The 23270-nt window shown below is 50.7% G+C and carries 23 protein-coding genes; 20 read left to right on the top strand and 3 right to left on the bottom strand.

What is annotated here, in order from left to right:
- The first annotated feature begins 159 nt into the window (after window positions 1-159).
- The 14 genes from VIS48_05465 (at window position 160) to VIS48_05400 (ending at window position 14205) form a co-directional block, all read left to right on the top strand.
- Window positions 160-522, top strand: a complete 363-nt coding sequence (locus VIS48_05465; protein HEY9165591.1) for a hypothetical protein — start codon at window positions 160-162, stop codon at window positions 520-522.
- A gap of 101 nt (window positions 523-623) precedes the next feature.
- Window positions 624-1136: an ImmA/IrrE family metallo-endopeptidase gene (locus VIS48_05460; protein ID HEY9165590.1), complete on the top strand. Its 513-nt coding sequence runs from the start codon at window positions 624-626 to the stop codon at window positions 1134-1136.
- A gap of 211 nt (window positions 1137-1347) precedes the next feature.
- Entirely contained in the window at window positions 1348-1848 is a 501-nt protein-coding gene (locus VIS48_05455) for a DUF177 domain-containing protein (GenBank protein ID HEY9165589.1), read from the top strand.
- A 15-nt stretch (window positions 1849-1863) separates the two neighbouring features.
- Window positions 1864-2046: a 50S ribosomal protein L32 gene (gene rpmF / locus VIS48_05450; GenBank protein ID HEY9165588.1), complete on the top strand. Its 183-nt coding sequence runs from the start codon at window positions 1864-1866 to the stop codon at window positions 2044-2046.
- 81 nt (window positions 2047-2127) lie between these two features.
- Window positions 2128-3135, top strand: coding sequence for a phosphate acyltransferase PlsX (gene plsX, locus VIS48_05445; protein ID HEY9165587.1), 1008 nt, complete (start codon window positions 2128-2130; stop codon window positions 3133-3135).
- A 3-nt stretch (window positions 3136-3138) separates the two neighbouring features.
- The gene (locus VIS48_05440) at window positions 3139-4149 is read left to right on the top strand and encodes a beta-ketoacyl-ACP synthase III (GenBank protein ID HEY9165586.1); all 1011 of its coding nucleotides are present in this window, start codon (window positions 3139-3141) and stop codon (window positions 4147-4149) included.
- A gap of 2 nt (window positions 4150-4151) precedes the next feature.
- Window positions 4152-5087, top strand: coding sequence for an ACP S-malonyltransferase (fabD, locus tag VIS48_05435; GenBank protein ID HEY9165585.1), 936 nt, complete (start codon window positions 4152-4154; stop codon window positions 5085-5087).
- Complete coding sequence (locus VIS48_05430; GenBank protein ID HEY9165584.1) at window positions 5084-5716, top strand: DUF3109 family protein; 633 nt, start codon at window positions 5084-5086, stop codon at window positions 5714-5716. Before fabD ends, VIS48_05430 begins: the two co-directional genes overlap by 4 nt.
- Complete coding sequence (gene fabG / locus VIS48_05425; GenBank protein HEY9165583.1) at window positions 5700-6443, top strand: 3-oxoacyl-[acyl-carrier-protein] reductase; 744 nt, start codon at window positions 5700-5702, stop codon at window positions 6441-6443. The genes VIS48_05430 and fabG overlap by 17 nt, the downstream gene beginning before the upstream one ends.
- Before the next feature lie 23 nt (window positions 6444-6466).
- Complete coding sequence (locus VIS48_05420; protein HEY9165582.1) at window positions 6467-6706, top strand: acyl carrier protein; 240 nt, start codon at window positions 6467-6469, stop codon at window positions 6704-6706.
- Window positions 6707-6719: 13 nt separating this feature from the next.
- Window positions 6720-7970 (top strand): beta-ketoacyl-ACP synthase II, encoded by a 1251-nt coding sequence (gene fabF, locus VIS48_05415; protein ID HEY9165581.1) that lies wholly within the window; start codon window positions 6720-6722, stop codon window positions 7968-7970.
- A 171-nt stretch (window positions 7971-8141) separates the two neighbouring features.
- Complete coding sequence (rnc, locus tag VIS48_05410) at window positions 8142-8939, top strand: ribonuclease III (GenBank protein HEY9165580.1); 798 nt, start codon at window positions 8142-8144, stop codon at window positions 8937-8939.
- 321 nt (window positions 8940-9260) lie between these two features.
- Window positions 9261-10397: a family 10 glycosylhydrolase gene (locus VIS48_05405; protein HEY9165579.1), complete on the top strand. Its 1137-nt coding sequence runs from the start codon at window positions 9261-9263 to the stop codon at window positions 10395-10397.
- A gap of 211 nt (window positions 10398-10608) precedes the next feature.
- Window positions 10609-14205, top strand: a complete 3597-nt coding sequence (locus tag VIS48_05400; protein HEY9165578.1) for a discoidin domain-containing protein — start codon at window positions 10609-10611, stop codon at window positions 14203-14205.
- A gap of 89 nt (window positions 14206-14294) precedes the next feature.
- Here the strand turns inward: VIS48_05400 and VIS48_05395 are convergent, their stop codons facing one another.
- Window positions 14295-16775, bottom strand: coding sequence for an AAA family ATPase (locus tag VIS48_05395; protein HEY9165577.1), 2481 nt, complete (start codon window positions 16773-16775; stop codon window positions 14295-14297).
- A gap of 266 nt (window positions 16776-17041) precedes the next feature.
- Between VIS48_05395 and VIS48_05390 the strand changes: the two genes are divergently transcribed.
- Genes VIS48_05390 through VIS48_05380 form a run of 3 tightly spaced genes read left to right on the top strand, consistent with a single transcriptional unit; the run spans window position 17042 to window position 18685 of the window.
- On the top strand, window positions 17042-17545 hold the full coding sequence (locus VIS48_05390) for a sigma-70 family RNA polymerase sigma factor (GenBank protein HEY9165576.1): 504 nt from the start codon (window positions 17042-17044) through the stop codon (window positions 17543-17545).
- A gap of 1 nt (window position 17546) precedes the next feature.
- On the top strand, window positions 17547-17993 hold the full coding sequence (locus VIS48_05385; protein HEY9165575.1) for a hypothetical protein: 447 nt from the start codon (window positions 17547-17549) through the stop codon (window positions 17991-17993).
- Complete coding sequence (locus VIS48_05380; protein ID HEY9165574.1) at window positions 17990-18685, top strand: energy transducer TonB; 696 nt, start codon at window positions 17990-17992, stop codon at window positions 18683-18685. Before VIS48_05385 ends, VIS48_05380 begins: the two co-directional genes overlap by 4 nt.
- A 107-nt stretch (window positions 18686-18792) precedes the next feature.
- On the opposite strand, the gene VIS48_05375 is transcribed toward VIS48_05380, so the two are convergent.
- Window positions 18793-19575: a hypothetical protein gene (locus VIS48_05375; protein ID HEY9165573.1), complete on the bottom strand. Its 783-nt coding sequence runs from the start codon at window positions 19573-19575 to the stop codon at window positions 18793-18795.
- Between the two features lie 405 nt (window positions 19576-19980).
- Window positions 19981-21090: a glutamine-hydrolyzing carbamoyl-phosphate synthase small subunit gene (gene carA / locus VIS48_05370; protein HEY9165572.1), complete on the bottom strand. Its 1110-nt coding sequence runs from the start codon at window positions 21088-21090 to the stop codon at window positions 19981-19983.
- A 195-nt stretch (window positions 21091-21285) separates the two neighbouring features.
- On the opposite strand from carA, the gene VIS48_05365 reads away from it, so the two are divergent.
- The 3 genes from VIS48_05365 (at window position 21286) to VIS48_05355 (ending at window position 23232) form a co-directional block, all read left to right on the top strand.
- Window positions 21286-21624: a P-II family nitrogen regulator gene (locus tag VIS48_05365; protein HEY9165571.1), complete on the top strand. Its 339-nt coding sequence runs from the start codon at window positions 21286-21288 to the stop codon at window positions 21622-21624.
- 74 nt (window positions 21625-21698) lie between these two features.
- A complete protein-coding gene (era, locus tag VIS48_05360) occupies window positions 21699-22625 on the top strand; it encodes a GTPase Era (protein ID HEY9165570.1) in 927 nt (308 codons plus the stop codon).
- A gap of 142 nt (window positions 22626-22767) precedes the next feature.
- The gene (locus VIS48_05355) at window positions 22768-23232 is read left to right on the top strand and encodes a DinB family protein (GenBank protein ID HEY9165569.1); all 465 of its coding nucleotides are present in this window, start codon (window positions 22768-22770) and stop codon (window positions 23230-23232) included.
- The last annotated feature ends 38 nt before the right edge of the window (window positions 23233-23270 follow it).

Here is a 23270-nt window from a genome sequence, read left to right as displayed (position 1 = left end):
TTCGATTCAAAGTTACAACACGAAAAACCAAAAGTCAAGAGAAATTTCACGAATCGTGAAAATCGTGGTTTGCGCCTGAATATTTGGTGGTATATCTTTACCACGTAACAAATAGCATACTGTGCTATTTCCTCTCAATACTATTGAAAGGAGAATATTATGACGTTCGGAGAATTCGTTAAACAGAGGAGGCTTTCTTTGAACATCGGATTGAGGGAGTTTTGCCTGTTGGCAAAGGTAGACCCAAGCAATTGGAGTAAAATTGAAAGGAATAGACTTGGCGTGACCGATGATCGAGAAAAGCTGAACGAAATTGTTGCGGTGTTGCAGCTTAAGAATGGCTCTTCCGAGTGGCAAAAATTCTTTGATTTGGCGTCCATTTCCCAAATGAAGCTTCCGGAAGAAGCTTATTCAGATGCCGAAGTCTTAGAGGTCTTACCGGTATTTTTCAGAACAATTCGGGGAGACAAGCCAACGCCAGAGGAATTGGATAAACTCATCACTCTTCTAAAGAACAGGTAGACTTGATACCCAGCTCATTAACCGTACCGCGGAAATCCGAAGCCGACATCTGGAAGATGGCGGAAGTGATTAGAAATGCTTGTTGGGATTCTTCTATTCCGGTGAATGTAGATTTAATCGCAGAAAAAGAGCTTGAGTTGGAGCTGGTTCCGATAGTCGGATTGCTCGCTCAAGTTAGCGCCGAAGCATATTTGACTGGAGACCTTAAGGAAATTGATTACGACCCAAACGCTTATAGCTTTCGACTTCGGTTTTCAATTGCACACGAGATCGGGCATTTTGTTCTTCACCCCACGCAGATTAAGGCGTTACGTTCGGGATCATTCACCGAATGGCATACAACCATTGCGGATTTGCCTGGAGCCATGTGGGGAACCGCGGAATACCAAGCCAGAGAATTCGCCGGAAGATTGCTGGTTCCCCTACCCGATCTCATTAGTGCTGTAAAATCAATGAAGCCGATGATTGACGAGGCAAAACGGCAAGTCAAGAATCTACTTAATGATGAACTCGCAGAGTTTGTGTCAGGCGAAATCTCCAAAAGATTTGTGGTTTCCGCGGGAGTTATTTCAAGGCGTCTGAAGTCGGAGAAAATCGATCTACTGAAAATATAAGCCCCACCTTTCTCGACCAATCCAAATTAGGACACTACCTGAAATTCGTCTTTCTTGCTTAACTTCCTCTCTCCTGTTATATTGATACGCTTTTTTTTCTCAGATTCCGCGTTTATTGTGTTATTTCAAAACGTTGAGCGAGGAATTCGAATGGCAGTCCATAATCAACATAGATGACCTGCCATGCGGCATTATAAAGAGATGGTGACGCATGAAGATAAATATTTCGAACCTCTCGGAAGGTGTACATGAATACGACTTTGCAGAAGAACCTTCCTCATTCAAGCTGGATGAGCGTTTTTCCGGAACGGTCACAGTACACGTTAAACTGGAGAAGCGCAGCAGACAGCTTTTTTTGACCGGACAAGTCAGGACCGCAGGAAGATTTTCGTGCGACAGATGTCTTGATGATTTCCGTAAAGAGATCAAGCTTGATTACAGGATGGCTTATCTCTACAACGAACACGATGCCGGGGAGATGGACAAGGACGAGATAACTGTTATTCATGCGAGCACGAACGAAATAGAAATAGATGAGGATGTCAGAGAGTACATTCTCCTCGCGGTCCCGCTGAAGCTTTTGTGTAGAGATGATTGTGCGGGCCTTTGCCCAAGCTGCGGCGCGAACCTGAATCACGGAAATTGTAACTGTCCGAAGAGAGATATTGATCCGAGATGGGAACAGCTGAAAAAGATGGTGAATAATAATTAGGTTTAAGGAGCAGATATGCCGAACCCGAAACGCAGACATTCGAAGTCAAGAGGTGCAAAGAGACGGACTCACTACAAGGCCGCGACTCCGACCATTTCCGAATGTCCACATTGCCACGAACCAAAACTTCCGCACCGCGCTTGCCCTAATTGCGGATACTACAGCGGAAGAGTCGCCTTCATCCCGAAGAGCGCATAATAAAACGGTAGCATCTGATCACAGATTCCCGCGGGCTTTTGTGAGAAGTATCGAAACCAACTTTCCGAACTGATCCAAGAAATGCGAATAGCGCTCGATGCGATGGGCGGTGATGAGGCGCCGCTCAAAATCGTCGAAGGGGGACTGGACGCTCTCAGGGAGTCGAACAACAGATTCGAGCTCGTCCTTGTCGGCCGGAAAGACCAGATAGAAAGTGAGGTCGTCCGCACTTCCGGCTCCGGGTTAAATTATTCCGTTGTCGACGCTTCTGAAGTGATCGAAATGCAGGAAACCCCCAGCATCGCGATCAAGCAAAAGCGCGATGCCTCGATGGTAGTGGCACTCAATCTTCACAAAGAGCGAAAGGTGGACGCCGTGATAAGCGCCGGCAATACTGGAGCGTTCATGACAGCGTCAACTTTGATACTCGGTCGTGTCAAAGGCGTGAGCCGCCCGGCGGTCGGGACACCTCTCCCGACAGTGAAGGATGTTTGTTTCCTCATTGATTCAGGCGCGAACTCAGATAGCCGTCCGCAACATCTCGTTGAATTCGGTACGATGGGAGCGATATATGCCGCCGAGATTTTAAAGAAAGACAACCCTTCGGTCGCCCTTCTGAATATCGGGGAAGAGAGTTCGAAGGGAAACGAGCTAGCCCAGGCCGCTTACCCGCTCCTGGAAGAAAGCGGCTTGAATTTCATAGGAAATGTCGAAGGCCGTGATATTCTGATGGGAAAAGCCGATGTCATACTATCAGACGGCTTCGTAGGAAATATCGTCTTGAAATTTGCGGAAAGCATTCTTCCCGCATTGAGGCAGAGATTCCAGTCATATGCATCTGGAAATATTTTCCGGGCAATCCGTGCGGTGATTGCTGCTGGCACTTTGAAGAACGTCCTGCGCGGATTCAGCTATGAAGCCCAGGGCGGCGCCCCGCTCCTCGGCGTGAACGGCGTTTCAATAATAGGGCACGGGGGCTCCACTGCGCTCGCAGTGAAGAACATGGTATTGCGGGCTGAAGAAATGATTAACCATAACATCAGTAAGCTCATCGAGAGCTCCATATTGAAATTAGAGACGAAAGCCTGAACGATGCTCAAACGTGCTGCGATTACCGGAGTGGGCCATTATGCACCGGAAACTAAGCTTACCAATGCGGACCTTGAAAAAATGGTCGACACGACCGACGAATGGATAAGAGCCAGGACCGGAATAGTTGAGAGAAGGATTATAAAGAACGGTGCCACGAGCGACCTCGCGGCCGGCGCAATAAATGATCTTCTTGTAAAAAGGAAAATGTCTGCTGAAGAAATCGGTCTGATCATCGTCGCTACGATCACGCCCGATATGTTCTTCCCATCGACCGCCTGTCTAGTCCAGGACAAGATCGGTGCAAAGAACGCGTGGGGGTTCGACCTGTCAGCGGCGTGCTCGGGGTTTATTTTCGCCCTCGTGACGGGCGCGCAGTTCGTGCAAACCGGCGCATACAAGAAAGTGATCGTGGTCGGTGCGGATAAAATGTCGTCCATCACTGACTATACCGACCGTTCGAACTGCATCCTCTTCGGAGATGCGGGTGCCGCAGTGCTGCTTGAGCCCTCGGAGAATAGAGACGAAGGAATTATCGACTACATATTGCACTGCGACGGATCAGGCGCTCCGTATCTCAATTTGACAGGCGGAGGAAGCCTCAATCCGCCCACTCATGAAACTGTCGACAGGAAAATGCATTTCCTGTATCAGGACGGGAAAGCGGTCTTTAAAGTAGCTGTCGTCGGCATGGCAGATATCTCGTACGAAATAATGAAAAAGAACAACCTGACCGGTAAGGACGTCGATTGGCTCGTACCACATCAGGCTAACAAGCGCATCATCGACGCGACGGCAAATCGGATGGAACTCGATTCATCAAAAGTCATGCTGAACATAGATCGCTACGGCAATACAACGGCCGCCACCATACCACTTTGCTTGTCCGAATATTATCAAAGCGGTCAGCTGAAGAAGGGTCAGACTCTTGTTCTCTCCTCGTTTGGCGCGGGATATACATGGGGCGCAATACTTGTGAAGTGGTCTATGGACAATTGCAGGAATCTTGATTGACCATGCCCGACACTCAGCGCAGGAATAAGGTCGCTTTTCTATTTCCCGGACAGGGATCGCAATATGTCGGCATGGGGAAGGACTGGTACGAGTCGGGCCCGAAGGCCAGAGCGATGTTCGAACGTGCGAATGAGATTCTCGGTTTCGACATCGCCAGGATTTGTTTTGACGGACCGGAGGAGGAGCTCCGGCAGACTGCCGTCACCCAGCCTGCGATTTTCCTTCACAGCGCGGTGGCCTTCACTCTACTTGAAATCAAGAAGTTTGATGCCACTGCGGGTCACTCGCTCGGTGAATATTCCGCTTTGTACGCCGCGGGCGCGCTCGATTTCGAACATGCGTTGAGGTTGGTCGGACTCCGCGGGAAGCTTATGCAAAACGCCGGCAATGTCCGGCCGGGAACCATGGCTGCTGTCGTCGGTCTCGATGAGAAGATTGTCGAGGAGATTTGCGAGAAGGCTTGCGGCGATGGAATTGTTCAGCCGGCGAACTATAATTCTCCCGGTCAGATAGTCATTTCCGGCGATGTCGACGCCGTCCACAAAGCGATGCAGTTCGCGAAAGCGAGAGGAGCAAAAATCGTGAAGGAGCTCGTCGTCAGCGGGGCGTTCCATTCCCCTCTCATGGATGCGGCCCGCGAGGAATTGAAAAAAGCGATCGATGTGGCGCCACTGACCGACGCGACGGTGCCGGTATATGTGAATGTGACTGCCCGGCCGGTGATTGACCTGACAGAAATCAAGGAAGCGCTTGTGAGACAGTTGACCAGCCCGGTGAGATGGCAGGAATCTATTACCCGGATGTCGACCGCAGGCGTCACGAAATTCGTGGAAATAGGACCCGGCAAGGTCCTTCAGGGACTTGTGAAGAGGATTGTGTCCACTGCCGAGGTAACCGGAATTGACAAGATCAGTGAAGCAGGCGTATTAAGTCGATGAGCGAAAAAACGATCGAGATATCCGGGCTGAAGTTCGATGGGAAAATATTTACTGAAGGCTTCCAGTCTGCAGGCGGCCCGAATTCGTGTACGTCGCAATGCTGCAGGCACGGGGTTTATCTTGACCCGGTTGAGAAAAACCGCATACTGGCACATGCTGAAATTATTGAGAAGTACCTCGATGAAACACAGACAAAGGACCGTTCGAAATGGTTCGACAATTCCGAAGAGGAAGATCCCGATTTTCCCTCAGGAAAATGTGTGAGCACTGAGGTCTACAACGACAAGTGTGCATTCCTCGACAAACATGGAAGATGTTCACTGCAGGTAGCGGAAAAGGAAGAAAAGCTGGAAAGGTTCTCACTTAAGCCTTACTACTGTGTTCTGTTTCCTCTGGTGAAAGTCAACGGCGTCATCGAGTATGACGATTTTTGCTCAGGAGAGTCGCCTTGCTGCACTGCTTCTCCCGAGGATCCATGTCCCATGGTGGAAACATGCTCCGTCGAGCTCGAGCATGCTCTTGGTCCTTCTAAGTACAGAGAAGTGCTCGAGTATTATCATTCGACGTTTCATAGGGCGAAAGAGATTTCGAACAAAGTGGGAAAGGATTTCGTTGGAACTGGAAAATAAGGTCGCGCTGGTGACGGGCGGCTCCCGCGGGATCGGTCGTGCCATAACGCTCGAGCTCGCGAGGGCGGGTGCTGATGTTGCATTCACATACAGGAGCTCCTCCAGCCATGCGCAGACTCTCGCGGGCGAGGTGAAGTCGATCGGAAGAAGAGTCCTTGCGATCGAGGCGGACGCCACGTCGTCGAAGTCGGCGTCTGAAGTAGTGGAGAAAGTCCTGGCTGACTTCAAGCGTCTGGACATCCTCGTTAACAATGCGGGAATTACCAGGGACAATCTTCTCCTTCGAATGCAGGAGCAAGATTGGGACGCCGTTATCCAGACGAATCTGAAGAGTGTTTTCAATTATACGAAGGCCGCGATCAAAACGATGATGGGACAGAGATACGGTAAGATCATAAATCTAAGCTCTGTCGTCGGGTTAAGAGGCAATGCAGGACAATCGAATTATGCTGCTTCAAAAGCGGGCATCATCGGGTTTACTAAATCAATGTCCAAGGAACTTGCGAGCAGGAACATACTTGTCAATGCTGTGGCCCCTGGTTATATTGACACCGATATGACCGCATCCTTGAACGACGATCAGCGGAAAGCTGTTCTCGATGCGATTCCGTTGAAGCGGGTTGCGAAGCCGGAAGAAGTTGCAAAAGTCGTCCGTTTTCTCGCCTCACCTGAGTCCGACTACATTACGGGCCAGGTGATCGCTGTAGACGGCGGGATGTCTGTCTAAATCAAATTAATGGAGGTAGAATCATGGCAGTAGATGTCGAAGCCAAGGTAAAAGAAATAATCGTAAACAAACTCGGCGCTGAGGAGTCGCAGGTGAAACCTGAAGCTTCGTTTACGAACGATCTCGGAGCCGATTCATTAGATACCGTTGAACTCGTCATGGAATTTGAAAAGGCGTTCAACATTCAAATCCCCGACCAGGATGCAGAGAAGATCCGGACTGTCGGAGATGCGATTAATTATCTGAAGCAAAAGGCTAGCTAAATACAAGGCGAACATGAAGAGCGGAAGACGAGTCGTGGTTACCGGGCTTGGCGCAGTCACGCCGATCGGGCTTACCGTCGGTGAGTTCTGGAACGGGATGATGGAAGGAAAAAGCGGCGCCGGCCCAATAACATATTTCGATGTCTCGAAGTACGACACGAAGTTTGCCTGCGAGGTAAAAGGATTCGATCCGCTCAAGTATCTCGATAAGAAGAGCGTACAGCGCATGGATCTGTTCACCCAGTACGCGATGGCCGCGGCCGTACAGGCGATCGAACAATGCGGTATCGATTTCGAGAAAGCCGACAGAGAACGCATCGGTGTCGTCGTCGGCAGCGGAATCGGCGGAATGTGGACCTACCAGAGGCAGCAGGAAACTGTCTTTGCGACAGGAGGTCCGGACAGAATCAGCCCGTTCTTCGTACCGATGATGATTTCAAATATCGCGGCAGGATATATTTCCATGCGCTACAGGGTTAAAGGTCCGAATTACGCGACCACATCCGCTTGCGCCACCTCCAGTCACGCAATTGCCGATGCCGCAATGCTGATCCAGCGCGGTGACGCCGACATGATGATAACCGGCGGCGCAGAGGCGGCAATCTGCCCGATGGGAATCGGCGGATTCAACTCTATGAAGGCACTTTCCACCAACAACGGCGATCCCCTTCACGCGAGCCGGCCGTTCGACGCGAAACGGGACGGTTTCGTTATGGGTGAAGGCGGCGGCATACTGGTACTTGAAAGCCTGGATCATGCGGTAAAGCGCGGCGCGCAGATCCTCGGCGAACTCGCCGGGTTCGGCCTGACTGCCGACGCTTATCATATCACGCAGCCTGCTCCGGGAGGAGAAGGTGCAGTAAGGGCAATGAAACTGGCGATCAAAGATGCTGGACTTTCTCCTGAAGATATCGACTACATCAATGCGCACGGGACTTCCACTCCGTATAACGACAAAACCGAGACCGAAGCGATAAAAACAGTTTTCGGGGAACACGCCCGCAAATTGCATGTGAGCTCCACCAAGTCCATGACTGGGCACCAGCTCGGTGCCGCCGGCAGCGTGGAAGCTGTTGCCACCATCATGGCAATATTGAACGACACTCTCCCGCCAACCATAAACTACGAATGCCCCGATCCGGAATGCGATCTCAGCTATGTTCCGAATAAGCCGATCAAGAAGAGCGTCAATGCGGCCATAAGCAATACTTTCGGATTTGGCGGACACAACGCGACCCTGCTGTTCACCAAATTCCGGGGATAGACACTCGGCAGGGAAGTATTCTTGTCGGTTACCCGGAGGAGCTGATGACGCAATGACTCAAGTCGTCCCACCAAAGGAATTTCGAAAGGCAATGTCAGCGAGTGCTCTGCTGCATACCGGATGGATTTACAGTTGAAATTGAAGTCCGGAAATTAGAAATTCATTCAAGTGATGTCTTTTTCGCCGAAAAAGATTCTCGACATACTGGGCCTGACACGGGGTCATCTCTTAAGGAACAAGAAGGATCTGGAGCGAACCTTAGGGATCAGGATTGAACACGAAGAATATTTTGTCGAGGCGCTTACTCATAGGTCCGCTCTTTCAATTCCCTCGAACGGAGACAAGAAGTCGAATGAGAGGATGGAATTTCTTGGCGACGCGGTGCTGAATCTCGTTGTCGCGGAGATCCTGTTCGGGAGATATCCAGATACGGACGAGGGGCAGCTTACACGCATGAGGAGCCTTCTTGTAAATCAACACGCGCTTGCCGAGGTCGCTGCCGGATTGAACCTCTCGACATTTCTCACCATGAGCAGCAGCGCCCAGCAGGCCATCGACAAAGGTTACGAGACGATTATATCGGATGCCTTCGAGGCGGTCATAGCTGCTATTTACATGGATGGCGGCATAAATGCTGCAAGGAAATTCGTGAGTGAAAAAGTAATGCAAAAAGAGCTGCGTGCGGAAGGCGAAATGTTTAATGCACTCGATAGAAATTTCAAGAGCGCCCTGTTGGAATTCGCCCAGGGGCGGGGACTGGGCGCGCCGAAATATAATCTCCTCAAGGAAGAAGGCCCGGACCACGACAGAACGTTCACTGTAGAGGTCCTGATCGGTGAGTCCAGTAAAGGGATCGGATCCGGCAAAACCAAGAAAGCTGCGGAACAATCCGCCGCGGAAGAAGCTTATGAAAAGCTGAAACGGGAACTCCCCGAAGAAGACGGTGCAGTTGACTCGCGAGCGGGATGATTGAGTCCGGTCAGCGTAAAATTAACATCTGAATCTTACAGGCGTTGCCCGTGCCTCGTCCCGTATCTTTCCTACGTAAACCTCCGCCTGCTTTGATGGGCGTCGACTCGCGGGAGGATTACGCGCGGAAAAGACCTCTAATCATTCCTGAAACTCTTTATTAATCTCCTCCAGGACATAAAACATCGGCGGCTCGAGCAATTCGGATTCTAACCGAAAAAATTTTATCTCGTAAAAAAACGCGTGCGTCTGTTCCGTCCGAGTAGGCCGTGTGCTATCTTCTTGAAAAAAGATTTGATGTACTGATCCAAAGAGATTCCGATGAACAAAAGAGAATTCTTGAAGTTGGCTAGTCTCGCGGCTGTAAGCCTTGCGGGAAATCGATTCATCCGAAAGAGTCCGTTCCTCTTTCGCGGCCGATACGAAGACAAAAGGAAGAATTGGGCCTGGCTCTCAAACGATACAAAGACCTCGATCGATGATTGGAAATCACGTTTTGCCAACATGCGTGACGCCGGCATCAATGCAATCCTTCCCGAGATTTACAATAGCCGCAAAGCGTTCTACTCAAGCACGAGGCTTCCGGTTGCCGACGCATGGCTGGAGAGAATACTGCCGCTCGCGAAAGCCGAAGGCCTTGAGGTTCACGCCTGGATGTGGTCCATGCCCTGCAATCTTGATGATATTGTGAACGGTCATCCCGACTGGTTCGTGGTGAACAGGCACGGCGATTCAGCCGCAGCAAAACCCGCTTATGTACCATATTACAAGTTTTTGTGTCCATCGCACCCTGAAGTCCGTGAGTTTGTGCGGGATACCGTAGAGGAGCTGTCCGCGATCCGCGAACTTGACGGAATTCACCTGGACTATATCAGGTACCCGGATGTGATTTTGCCGGAAGGTCTCCAACCAAATTACCATCTGCACCAGGATCGCGAGTACCCGCAGTTTGATTATTGTTATTGCGATCTGTGCTGCCATGATTTCAAAGAGGCATCGGGAATTGATCCGAGAACAATCGACGATCCATCATCGAACCAGGCATGGTTGCAGTTCAGGTATGACAGGATTACGCATCTCGTGAATGATGCGCTCGTACCGGCTGCACATAATCACGGCAAAAAGATTTCAGCGGCAGTATTCCCGAACTGGAAAAACGTCAGACAGGAATGGCCCGCATGGAATCTGGATGCGGTCATTCCCATGCTGTACGCCGGCTTTTACAACGAAGGCGTCGACTGGATAGCAGACCAGACCGCACTCGAGGTGAAATCTTTGAATGGCCGCATTCCCCTTTACAGCGGATTGATGGTGCCACAACTGAAACCCGATGACCTGGTGAAGGCGGTCAACGCAGCAGTCACTGCCGGAGCTGCGGGCGTATCCCTTTTCTCAGGAGAGAGTATGTCCGATGAGAAGTGGTCCGCTTTCAAATCAGCGGTCGTGACCAAAGGGTAAGCCTGTCGCCCTTCATCCTGAGTTGCCGAATGTCACGCCTGAATAATGGGACGTGAATTCTTGCTCTTCCTTCGGATTTAGTTGAGACACGATCTAATGCCGGACTTCTTGTCATTCATGAATATTCAGACTAACTTGGCAAATCTCTTCAGGTTCGTGATCATGGCACGGTCGATCAGATTAAAAAACCCATTTTCAATTTGAGGTTGAAATGAACTTTCTCACAATATGGTTTCGATTCACGGTCAGGAAACGGACGCTCAGCAGCGTGCTGCTCGTTACAGCGGCTGTTCTTTTTCTGTCGTTCCATTTTGCGGATGCTCAGAGATACACGCGCGGAATCGGAGTCTACCCGGGCGATCCCGCCGAAGATTTTTCGCCGCTCATGCAAATCGATTCGGTCCACTATCGAAACATCGCGCTCCATCGACCCGTGTATCAATCGAGCGCGTACGATTTCAATCTCACCGCTCAACTGGTTACCGACGGCATCATAGATTCGAAGCTTCCCGGATGGATAGTTATTTCGACATCAAACGGTATCGTTCCGCGAAACGAGAGGGAATGGATTCTCGACAGAAACCCGATGACAAGGAAAAGTATTGAGGGTTCTAATGCATGGATACAGGTTGAATTGGCGGGCGGTTATGAGATTCCTGATGTGGACAGTTTCAATGTGGCAGGGACTCTTCTTGTCGACAGCCTGCCGCCTAAACCGTGGACCATAACCATAGGTGGTTCAAATGACGGCACAAAGTGGGACACTCTCGGGACGGTCGGGGGCGGCGGGCTTCCCGGCGATACGCTTACAGGTTTCTTCAGGAGATTCTTTCCTCAGAACCTGAGGGCGTTCGGATTTCCACTCGGATTGAAAAAGGACTATCGCTATAAATATTACCGTTGCTTTATGAACTCTCCCAACGCGGAAAGCTGGAGCATCGGGGAGCTCGGAATGTACCATGACGGTAAGCACGCTGCGATTGGTGGACCGTACCACTTTACGAGCGCTTGGAAGAGCGGGGACAATGGAGAAGAATGGATCTATGTCGATCTCGGAGATATCTGTTCATTCAATCGCGTCGAACTGTACTGGATAAGACGCGCACTCGAGGGAAGTGTAGAGGTGTCGAACGACGCTTCGACTTGGTCTAACGTCGCTCCACTTCCCGGGAATTCGGGAGACACAGTCGACGTAAGACTTAAGGAAGATGTAAAAGCAAGATATGTTCGAATCCTGATGGCGAAACCCTCGTCGGACGACGGCTACATCCTAAGCGAGCTGCAAATCTACGGTACAGGCGGACCGGTAGCGGTATCGCATGAGAAGGATCCAATTCAAAAAGACGGCGTGATGAATCTTTCCGGTGGTTCATGGAAGCTCGAACGTCAGTCACTTGTGAATTCTGATGGTGAGAGTCTCTCGCGTCCGGGTTTTGCCGATACCGGCTGGATGATTGCGACAGTACCAGCCACGGTTCTCGTAAGCTATCTGAACGACGGCGCGCTGCCCGATCCGAATTATGGAGACAACCAGTTCCTCATTTCAGATTCGTATTTCTATTCTGACTTCTGGTACCGTGACGTTTTTATGGCGCCGGCTGATTATCAGGGAAAGCAAACGTACCTGAACTTCGACGGAATAAATTGGAAAGCGGAAGTCTATTTGAATGGCAAAAAGCTCGGCGACATCGACGGCGCATTCATTCGCGGCAAGTTCGATGTCACAGACATACTTATGCCCGGAAAAGAGAATGTGCTTGCAGTTCGGATAATTAAGAACGACGCGCCTGGGTTTGTGAAGGAACAGACCAAATACAGCCACGACTCGAACGGCGGCGAGCTAGGCACGGACAATCCGACATTTCATGCATCGGTCGGTTGGGACTGGATACCGACTATCCGAGGCAGAAACACCGGCATATGGAACAAAGTGTACCTTTCTGAATCCGGTCCGGTGACAATCGACGAACCGTTTGTGTCGGCTGCACTCCCCCTTCCTGACACGACCAGTGCCGACATAACGATCACCGCCGCGCTTACAAACCATACGGCCGGCAAAGTTGCCGGTCTTCTGAAAGGAAAATTCGGAGATGCTGAGTTCGAGCGGGAAGTAGATCTTGAACCATCAGAGACGAAAACGATCACTCTCGACCCCTTGACAAACGCGTCGCTGAGGGTCCGCGATCCGCATCTTTGGTGGCCGAACGGTTATGGCGCGCAGAATCTTTACGATGTGAAATTGGAATTCGTGACCGCGGACGGCGATCGATCGGACTCGAAGAGTTTCAAGACCGGCATCAGGGAAATGTCTTACTCGGAAGATGGAGGCGTGCTCAGGATCTGGGTCAACGGAAGAAGGTTTATCGCCAGAGGCGGCAACTGGGGATTTTCCGAATCAATGCTCAGATACCGGAAGCGCGAATACGACATTGCGGTCCGCTATCAAAAGGAAATGAATTTCACGATGATAAGGAACTGGGTCGGTCAGACAGCCGACGACGCCTTCTACGATGCGTGCGACAAATACGGGATCATGGTGTGGCAGGATTTCTGGCTGGCTAACCCGCTTGACGGTCCGAACCCGAGCGATAACAAAATGTTCTTGGACAATGTAAATGATTTCGTAAAACGGATACGGAATCATCCGTCGATCGGTTTGTACGTAGGCCGGAACGAAGGTAATCCGCCGGCAGCAATAGACTCGTCGATAAGAAAATTTCTTCCTGAAATACATCCGGGTATCCACTATATCTCGAATTCCGCCTTCGGAGTGGTGAGCGGCGGCGGACCATACAGGGCAATGCCTGTGAAATTCTATTTCGAGCAGCGGGCAACTACGAAATTGCATAGCGAGATGGGAATGCCGAATGTCGTCTCGTTCGAAAGTCTGAAGAGAATGATGCCCGATAGCTCACTCTGGCCGATCAACACGATGTGGGGGATACACGATTTCAATCTCGAAAGCGCGCAGTACGCCGATTCGTTTTTGAAGATGATAACGGACGACTTCGGCAGCGTCGATTCGCTCCGTGAGTGGCTGACACTTGCGCAATGGATAAACTACCAGGGATACCGGGCGATGTTCGAGGCGCAGAGCAGGAACAGGATGGGTGTGCTTCTCTGGATGAGCCATCCGGCATGGCCGTCGATGGTGTGGCAAACTTACGATTACTACTTCGAGCCGACCGCTGCTTATTTCGGCAGCAAGAAAGCATGCGAGCCGCTCCACATTCAATGGAACGCTTTGACGGACAGTATCGAAGTCGTGAACTACAGCGTTCCAAACGGAGCGGGGCTCACAGCCGCGATGGAACTTCTCGGCCTCGATGGAAAAGTGAAATTTCGAAAACAGGCATCGGTAAGTTGTCCGGAGGATAGCACGGTGAGAGTTTTCGCTGTGCAGCGGCCGGCCGATCTGACCGATGTTCACTTCATCAGACTGAAATTGACGAGGAACAGCAAACTCATCTCCGAGAATTTCTACTGGGAGGGCAACAAGGAAAGCGATCTGAAGGCGATTACGGAACTGCCGAAGGTGAAATTGAAAGTCCGGACGAAGTCCGTAAAGAAAGGAAGCAGCTGGCATCTTACGACAACGCTTGTCAACAACACGAAGATGCCTGCGTTGATGGTAAGATTGAAAGTCGTCGGCAGCAAAAGTGAAATGCGGATCCTGCCTCTGATATTCAGTGACAATTATATTTCACTCATGCCCGGCGAGAAGCGTGCTGTCGAGATTGAGCTGGAAAATGCGGACACGCGCGGAGAGAAGCCGGTGGTGGTAGCGGAAGGGATTAATTTGAAGTAACACGGGAATTTCGCAATGGATTCATGAACCTCGCGAAGGTTCATTTTATACAACCATGCAAACCTTCGCAAGGTTAAGAAGGTTTACTTTTACCTTTTCGCTTTCCTCTTTCTCCTGCTTCCAGTCTTCTTCTTCTCTCCCGACATTGACTTCAGCCTCTTCTCGACAAGACTGAAGAGAGAACCTTTCGGATAGGCGCCCTTCTTGTCCGGTACTCCCGCAGTCCTCCCCGTCAGAAGCTCGATCCCTTCTTCAATCCTTTCAACCGGATAAACGTGAAACTTCTTTGCCTTGACAGCTTCTATGACTTCGTTCCTCAGTACCAGGTCTTTGATGTTGCGCTTTGGTATGATGACACCCTGTTTGCCCGTTAGTCCTTTCGCCTTGCAGACCTGGTAAAATCCTTCGATCTTCTGGTTCACTCCGCCGATGGGTTGTATGTCGCCCTTCTGATTCACGCTTCCGGTAACGGCAATTCCTTGTTTTATCGGGAGCCCGCTGAGGCTCGAGAGTATCGCGTAGAGTTCTGTCGAGGATGCGCTGTCGCCGTCCACACCGCTGTATGACTGCTCGAACGCAATGCTTGCCGAAAGTGAGAGCGGCTTCTCGCTCGCAAACTTCTCGCGGAGGTAGCCGGAGAGTGTCATCACTCCCTTGTTGTGTATCTTGCCCGACATGTTGGCCTCGCGCTCGATGCTCGTGATGTCCGCCTTTCCGGCGCTGACTGCCGCGGTGATGCGCGTCGGCCTGCCAAATGAATGATAACCGATATCGTAAACGGACAGCCCGTTCACCTGACCGACACGCTCGCCGTCTGTGTCGATCATCAGCACGTCCTGCTCGATTGCTTCCTGCACCTTGTCTTCAAACAAGCTGTTTCTTTCAATGAGCGAGTCAAGACTTTTAAGCACGTCCTCCCGGTTCACAAGTTTATGACCGTTCTTGCTCGCCCAGAAGTTTGCTTCGCGCAGCAGGTCCGCGATATCGCTGAACCTTGTCCAGAGTTTATCCTGCTTTCCTGCCCGCCGCGACGCGAATTCGATAACAGCTGCAACTCCGGATTTGTCAAAGTGCATCAGCTTTTCGACTCCGCAGATTCTCGCGACGAATCTTGCGTACTCGCCGATCTTGGTCGAGTCCAATTTCACCTCGCTGTCGAAATCCGCTTTCACCTTGAAAATTTTTTTAAAATCCTCTTCCGCGTCGTAGAGAATGTCGTAAATGTATGGATCACCGATGAGAATCACCTTGACATTGAGATCTATCGGTTCCGGTTTGATAGCGAGCTGGCTGATCTGGAAGAAAGTGTCGAGCGGCTGGATCTCAAGTTTCCTGTACATCAATGTGCGCTTGAGCGCTTTCCAGACTCCGGGTTCGGTAAGTGCGTCGAGCGCGTTCAAAACAATGTACCCCCCGTCCGCGCGAAGAAGTGCGCCTCCTTTAATCTTTGTGTGATCTGTCTGGTAAAAACCGCGCGCGTCTATCGTCCGTTCTATTGTCCCGAAAAGGTTAGTATAAGTCGGACTGGTTTCGATGACGACCGGACAGAGTTCCCGGTCAGTGTTGTCCTGGATAAGGTTGACTTTATATACGATAAACGGATCGCTTTCGTATTTCATCGATCCGGGCGGAATTTGTGATTCCGTGTCCTGGTCTTCGTTCCGCTTGAAGATCTGGATGTTGCCGAGCGTATACTCCTGGACCAGCTTCAGGTATTCGAGGACGTTCGCGTTTTCCTTATAGCGGCTCTCGAGCTCTTCGAAGATCAGCGATACGACACCGACGACAGACTGGCGTTCCATTTCTTCGACCTTGCGCATCATCTCACCGGCAAGCGCGGTACCTTTCCTGACCACGGACGAGAGTTCCTTCCTGAATTCCTGAAGTTTGTGGTCGGCTTCCGTGTATTCCTTCGCGGCGATCTTTCCTTCCTTCGCCATTTGCTCGAGCTCTTCTATGTTTACCGGCTTCCCGCTCAATGTCGGAAAGACCTGCGGCTGTGTAACCGGGCCTATCTGCACCGGCACCAATGCAAACCCATCCGCCTCAAGCTTCTTCTGAAATTCTACAAGAAGAGATTTCTCTCTTTTCTCGTAGGTCTCCACGATCTTATTTCGTGCGTCCGTATAAGATTCTCCCGCGAGGAGCTCCGGAATCTTCTTTCTGAGATAACGAACTGTCGCTTCGAGGTCATCCTGGAATTTTCGTCCGTGGCCGCGCTCAAATTCAAGAAGGTGCGGATTGTCCGGCGTCCTGAGATTATGGACGTAGCATCTGTCGGGCGATGGTGTGCACTCGACCTGGATTTCTTCGAGGAGGCGCTTGATAGTGGTCAGTCTCCCCGTGCCCGCAAGTCCGCTCACGAACACATTGTAGCCCGGACTTTTTATTTCGACTCCGAAGCGAAGCGCTTTCACCGCTCTTTCCTGACCTATGACGGAATCGATGGGTTCGAGCTCCGCCGTGGATTTGAATTTCAGCTCGCTTTCCGGACATCGCCACGTGAGTTGTTCCGGAGACAATTCACGACACGCCGCAGTCTGCTTTGAAGTCTTCTTTCTTGTTTTCAAATCAAGCCCTGCCTTTTTACCAATTTATCGGGGACAGGGGGAAAAGGAAAGGGGGAAGTTCAAAGGCAAGAAAGGACACACGCACAGAGGCGATAAGGGAAAAGGTGAATGGGAGAAATGACCAGAACGGGAGTTTGAGATTCAGGGATTTGCAATTAAGCGTCCATCCGGGAATATTACTCGACAGCAACTTTTGTCGTGCTCGCGGGTTCTACCTATGATGGCTCGGTAATCGTGAAGAGCAAAACGATCTAAGACAGATTGGAATGAAAGACTTGCTGACGTCAGGGAGCGACATTGATTTTGAAGTGGTCTACAACCGGTATAAGACAGCTGTCTACCGATTCTGCCGCAGGATGCTCAACGATGATGACGCAAAGGATATCGTCCAGGAGATATTCATGAAATTTCTTGAGACTCCATTCTCTTATGACGGTGACGCCCGCGTGAAGGGCTGGCTCTTCAAAGCTGCGAGGAACAGATGTCTCAATGTAATCCGGGACAAGGAGAAATTTACACTCGCGGCTGACGATGAGACCGCCCCCGCCGAGAATCGCGAATTCAACGATACGGATACGGTTGTCAAAGCTCTCCTCGATAAGATGCCTCTCGAGTACCGGGAAATTCTCATAATGCGCGAGTGGAGCGAGCTGAGCTACGATGAGATTGCGGAAGCACTCGATACCACCGCCTCATCGGTGAAGTCGAAGATATTCAAAGCAAGAAAGAAAGCAAGAGAAATTTACGAGAAGTTGTATGGAGAGAAATAATATGAACTGCGATAACGCACAGGAATTGTTGAGCGCTTTCCTCGACAACGAGGTGTCAGGAGATATCGGCCCGGCGCTCAGCCATCTTTACGGTTGCCAGAATTGCCAGGCCTTCTTTGTCTCGGCTGCAAGAGTCCGGTCGCTTGCTAAGGAGGATGCGCTACCTTTTCCGCAAGGAATCGACGAACGTGTTCCGTCTGCAGCAGCAAGAAAAAGGAAGTCATCCTTGTTACGGTATCGCTTCAGGCTCCCTGCATACGCAGTATCGGCAGCCGCCGTCATGCTGATGGTTCTTTCTTTTATGTTCGGGTACCTGGAACAAAGGGAGTCCTATGAGAAAGAACTAAAAATGCTTATGCAGGCGCCGCCCTCGCATGTCGTTTACGGAATGAATGCGGTAACGGTTTACCCTGTGATGAATCATGGTCGAGAAGGAGACAAAAGATGAGTAAGGCGAAAGTAACTTTGGCAGGGATCTACCTCTTACTTGTCCCGTTTGCACCGGTCCTGGCACAGACAGAAGAAATGCCGCGAATCGCAGCGGAGATCATGGACACTACATCTGAAAAGGCACCGGCTGATTACGTAAATGTCGACAGGGAGCCGGAAATTGTTTCACAATCCTTTCCGCAGTATCCAGGGCTCGCGATAAGGGCAGGGATCGAAGGCCGCGTCATCGTGAAAATGTGGGTCGACAAGAAAGGGAGTGTGAGGAAAGCTTATGTGGTCAAGAGCGACAACGAAATTTTTGACAAACCTTCTCTCGATGCGGCGATGAAGTACAGGTTCAGCCCCGCGATATACAGGGACAGTCCTGTCGATGTGTGGGTCATGATTCCTTTCACATTCAAGATGAAACCCGACTCGACCGCGAATGCAACTGATGATTCCGCTGCGGTGAAATACCGCAAGGAGATGATAGATCAAGCCATGAGCTATCAATCATATGAACAAATGATAAACACATATGATCTCGCGATGTACTATGAGCGAACAAAGAAATACAAAGAAGCGGTCAAGTCTTACGAGGAATTCGTCAAGAAGTCGGAAAACTTTCGAAACAGCCCGAAGGAAATGATCAGGCACGCGAGGATAATCATGAAGAAATATTCATCAGGCGAGTCAGGTGCAGGCAAATAAAAAACGAGGCCCGCCGTCGTGCCACGGCAAGCCTCGCTGTGTCTCATGTAGCGTCAACTCTCTCCCGGGGGTCTTCCCGTCAACCTTCCGGGAGGTAATTATGGGACTTAAAAGAAATCATGCCTCGAATGATCCCATCGCCCGCAGCGGCCATCTTGTAACGACAGCCGTATCGCGTGCCGGATCATGAGCTGGTTCTGAAACGACTGGTCCGTGGGATCGATCGCTGTGCCGTTGAACGGATTTGTGAACCACGATCCCATGTTGAAATTAAGAGCGATGTCGATAGACGACGTCGAGGTCGGAATCGTGAACGTGCCTCTCACTTTGAACTCTATGTTCTCATTGTCCTTGTATTCGAACGGCACCCACACGCTGTCTTTAAGTACCGCGCCCCAAACGACAATGCTATAATTTGTCACTGCGCTGTCGCCATTCGAAGTGCTGTCACGATGGTTGAAACCGTCGCTGTCTTCAAACCCCTCGCCCGGTTCCATCCTGTGAATGAAGAATGAAATTCCGTTATAAGTGCCTGCCGGCAGCGTTTGATTCGCGAAATCTATTGTGGATGTGTCACGCACGTGTACAGTGAAGGGCCCGCGGAATATTACACTCGAGTCGCTGTCATTAACGGTGATCGTAGTGCTGCCGTTTGATGTATCGACCTGTACTGCGTCTATATTAGATTCAAATTTTATTCTTGCAAATACAACAATCGCGCTGTCGATCCGTATCGAAGTCGCGCCGGTTATATTTCCGACTTTGCGCATGCCGATCTGGCTGCCGTTGTCCGAAAATGCTACCGACATCGTCACGTCTCCAGATGATCCCGCTGAAATCGGGTTCGTGGATTTCGTGCAGCCGAACATCAAGGCGGAAATGATCAACATTCCTAAGGTTTTCCGAATCAACTTGTCATCTCCCTTTTTCCTGAAATGACTCATTTGCTGTGCCAAAACAGAATATCGAAACGGGAGAAATTTCTTCCGTCTGATTCGAAGGGAGTGCAACTTCTGCGACCATACGCGCTAGTCTTGCACCCGGGTAATGGAAATGGGATATGCTCCGACCGCTAGATCGTGTCAGATCTTTACAGTCTGTCGCAGAAAATGATTGCAACCATTCGCTGGAGTAAACCCAGCGGAATTTTTTGAATTTGGAAATTGAGTGATTCAGCTCAGCAGCATCTCGGGCCGGACCCGCGATCGGAAAAAACGCCGGTAATGAATTCTCTGAGTGCGCGCCAGAACTTCATTAACGCGGAAGTCACAACTGCTGTAGTCATCTTTTGGAATTTATATTTCTCTTGCTCTCACGGGTGCGACGGTCTCCATCATCGCCATGAACTCATCGAAAAGATAATCGCTGTCGTGGGGTCCGGGTGACGCTTCAGGATGATATTGCACGCAGAAAAGCGGGAGGCTCTTGTGCCTGTAACCTTCGAGTATGTTATCGTTCAGGTCGATGTGCGTGACTTCATAATCGGAGGGTAAACTATCCGGGTCGACGGCAAATCCGTGGTTGTGTGAAGTAACCTCCACCGTCGCGTTCATGAGGTTCTTGACCGGATGGTTTGCACCACGGTGGCCGAATTTCATCTTGAATGTCTTAGCGCCCGCGGCAAGTGCGATGATCTGATGACCCAGACAAATCCCGAACATCGGCTTCTTACCTATCAGTTTTCTCACATTCGAAATTGCATAAGTCACGGCGGCCGGATCACCGGGCCCGTTTGAGAGGAAAATGCCGTCAGGATCGTCGTTTAGAACCTCTTCTGCGGAATAACCTGCAGGCACGACAGTCACGTCGCAGCCGCGTTCGTATAGCTTCCTCAGAATATTCGTCTTGATCCCGTAATCGTACGCGACGACCCTGAATTTCTTTCCCGACTTTCCGTTCGTCGAGAATTTATAGGGAGTCTTCGTGGTGACGACTTTTGCGAGATCGAGTCCCGACATCGATGGAAATTCGCGCGCCTTCTGAACAAGGGAGGAATCATCGGGATCGACTGTCGATATGACGGCATTCATCGCGCCGACGGTCCTGATTATTCTCGTGAGCTTCCTTGTGTCGATGGCTTCTATGCCGACAATGTTGTTTCTGCGGAGGTAGTCGCCGAGGCTTTCGGTCGCGCGGAAGTTGCTGTAGAACTTGCTGTATTCTCTGACTACGAAACCTGCCACCTGCGGTTTGGATGACTCGACATCTTCAGGATTAATCCCGTAATTGCCGATTTGAGGATACGTCATCGTTACGATTTGCCCGCAATAAGATGGATCGGTAAGGACTTCCTGGTAACCGATCATGCTTGTATTGAAAACAACTTCACCCGCGGTCTCTCCCGCCGCGCCGAATGATTGTCCGGTGAAAACCGTTCCGTCGGCCAATGCCAGTTTTGCGATCAATTCTGCTCCGATTGCTGTACGTAAAATTTAACACACATCGGTTTCCGTTACAATTGCCGGTGTTGATGGGTAGACCTTAGATTATCAAACGTCTCCGGCCCATGGTTCGACTGTTTCTTGCTTCTAACACCGGTTTGTGCCCATATTGGTTTCAAGAGGCTGAAGACCAGTTCTCGTTTCAAAAAGGAGTTGGAAATGAAAAAGATCGAAGCAATCATCCGTCCGTTCAAGATCGATGATGTTCGGGAGGCGCTGATTGAAATCGGTATAAAGGGCATGACGATTACTGAGGTCAAGGGCTACGGGCGGCAAAAGGGCCACACTGAAATGTATCGCGGGTCGGAATATCAGATTGATTTTCTGCCGAAGATGAAAATTGAGATCATCGCACCGGATGATAGTGTAAATAAGATAGTTGAGACAATAATCAAGAGCGCGAAGACCGGACAGGTCGGCGACGGGAAGATATTTATTTATCCGGTCGAAGAAGTAATCAGGGTCCGCACGGAGGAAAGCGGCGAAGCGGCGCTTTGACGAGCTTCTGTCGGAAGGACCGGTACTGATTTGAATAGAATCGTGACCGCTCAGAACCCGTAGCACGAGTGGGGATGGGAGCAAAATCCAAAGAGGGGAAGCCGTACCGTTCGGGTTATGTCGCCCTCATCGGGGAACCAAATGTAGGCAAGTCGACTCTGCTGAATGCGCTTCTGGGTCAGAAACTTTCCATCGTAACTCCTAAACCACAGACCACCCGGCATAAGATAGCGGGAATACTCACCGGCGAAAATTACCAGGTCGTCTTCCTCGATACACCGGGTATCATAAATCCGAGATACGCGCTGCAAGAAGTGATGATGTCGTCCACAGAAGAAGCGATCGGCGAGGCGGACATTATCGTGCTCATGGTTGACGCGAGCGGGAGTGCGGCGGCAGATTCTCTCAGGCATTCGGCGATCGTTCGTCAATTATCCGGCGAGAAAGAGAAGAGACCGGTGCTCCTCGCGTTGAATAAAGTGGATCTTGTGAAGAAGTCCGAAATACTTCCAATGATCCAGAAGGCGAGTGAAATCTATCCGTTCAAAGATATCTTCCCCGTGTCGGCGGTAAAGGGAGACAATCTCGACGAATTAAAGAAGTGCCTCGTCGACTATCTTCCCGAGGGCGAGCAGTTCTATCCGGAAGACTATATGAGCGACAGGGACGAGAGGTTCTTCGTGAGCGAAATCATCCGCGAGGAGATATTTAAAATGTTCAGGGAGGAAGTCCCGTACTCCACCACTGTCGAGATCGAGGAATTCAGGGATAGCGACACTGAGCGAAAAACATACATCCGGGCAGTAATCTACGTGGAGAAGGACTCTCAGAAGGGAATATTGATCGGGAGATCCGGTTCCGCGCTCAAGCAGATCGGCCAGTCATCGAGAAGACAGATCGAGAAAATGATCGGGCATGAGATTTTTCTAGAACTTTTTGTGAAGGTCGAAAAGGAGTGGCGTGACGACGCGGCAAAGATAAGAAGGCTCGGGTACCGCTAAGATCCGGCCTGGAGAAGTTGGAACTTCCGGATGCGCGGGGATGTCGGGGGGTGAAACTCAAAACGGGGAAATTCGGTTAACGATATTGAGGCCTCAGGGAAAAAACTCCTATTCAAGAATCAATTTCCGGGAGGAATTCCAGATGAATGAAGTAAATAGAATTGTCAAGGAACTTCGTGAGATGTACGAGGGGAAACCGTGGCATGGATCTTCGGTCAAAGAAATTCTTTCGGGCGTGACGCACACAATGGCCGCGGACAAGCAGGCTAACGGGGGACACTCGATCTGGGAGATGGTGCTTCACATCTCCTCGTGGATCGACATTTCAACTCAACGACTCGGGGGAATCGCAGTCGAGCCGCCGCCTGAACAGGACTGGCCCGCTGTGAAAGAGACGAGCAAGGAAGCATGGAACAGGACGATTAAGCAGCTCGACTCGCGGGAGAAAAAACTGGAAGAAGCGGTATCGAAGCTGAACGAGAACAGGCTCGAGCAGACGGCGCCCGGCCGGGACCATGGAGTCAGGTTTATGCTCCAGGGAGTAATTTATCATAACGTTTACCACAGCGCACAAATAGCGATGGCGAAGAAGACGCTGGGGAAATAGACGATTCCCTTAGAATCGTAAAACCCGAGAGTATCCCG

The organism is Candidatus Kryptoniota bacterium (genome assembly GCA_036567965.1).
Lineage (GTDB): Bacteria > Bacteroidota > Ignavibacteria > Kryptoniales > JAKASW01 > JAKASW01.
Note: the sequence above shows the minus strand (reverse complement) of the source record. Positions and strands in the feature narration are given on the sequence as shown.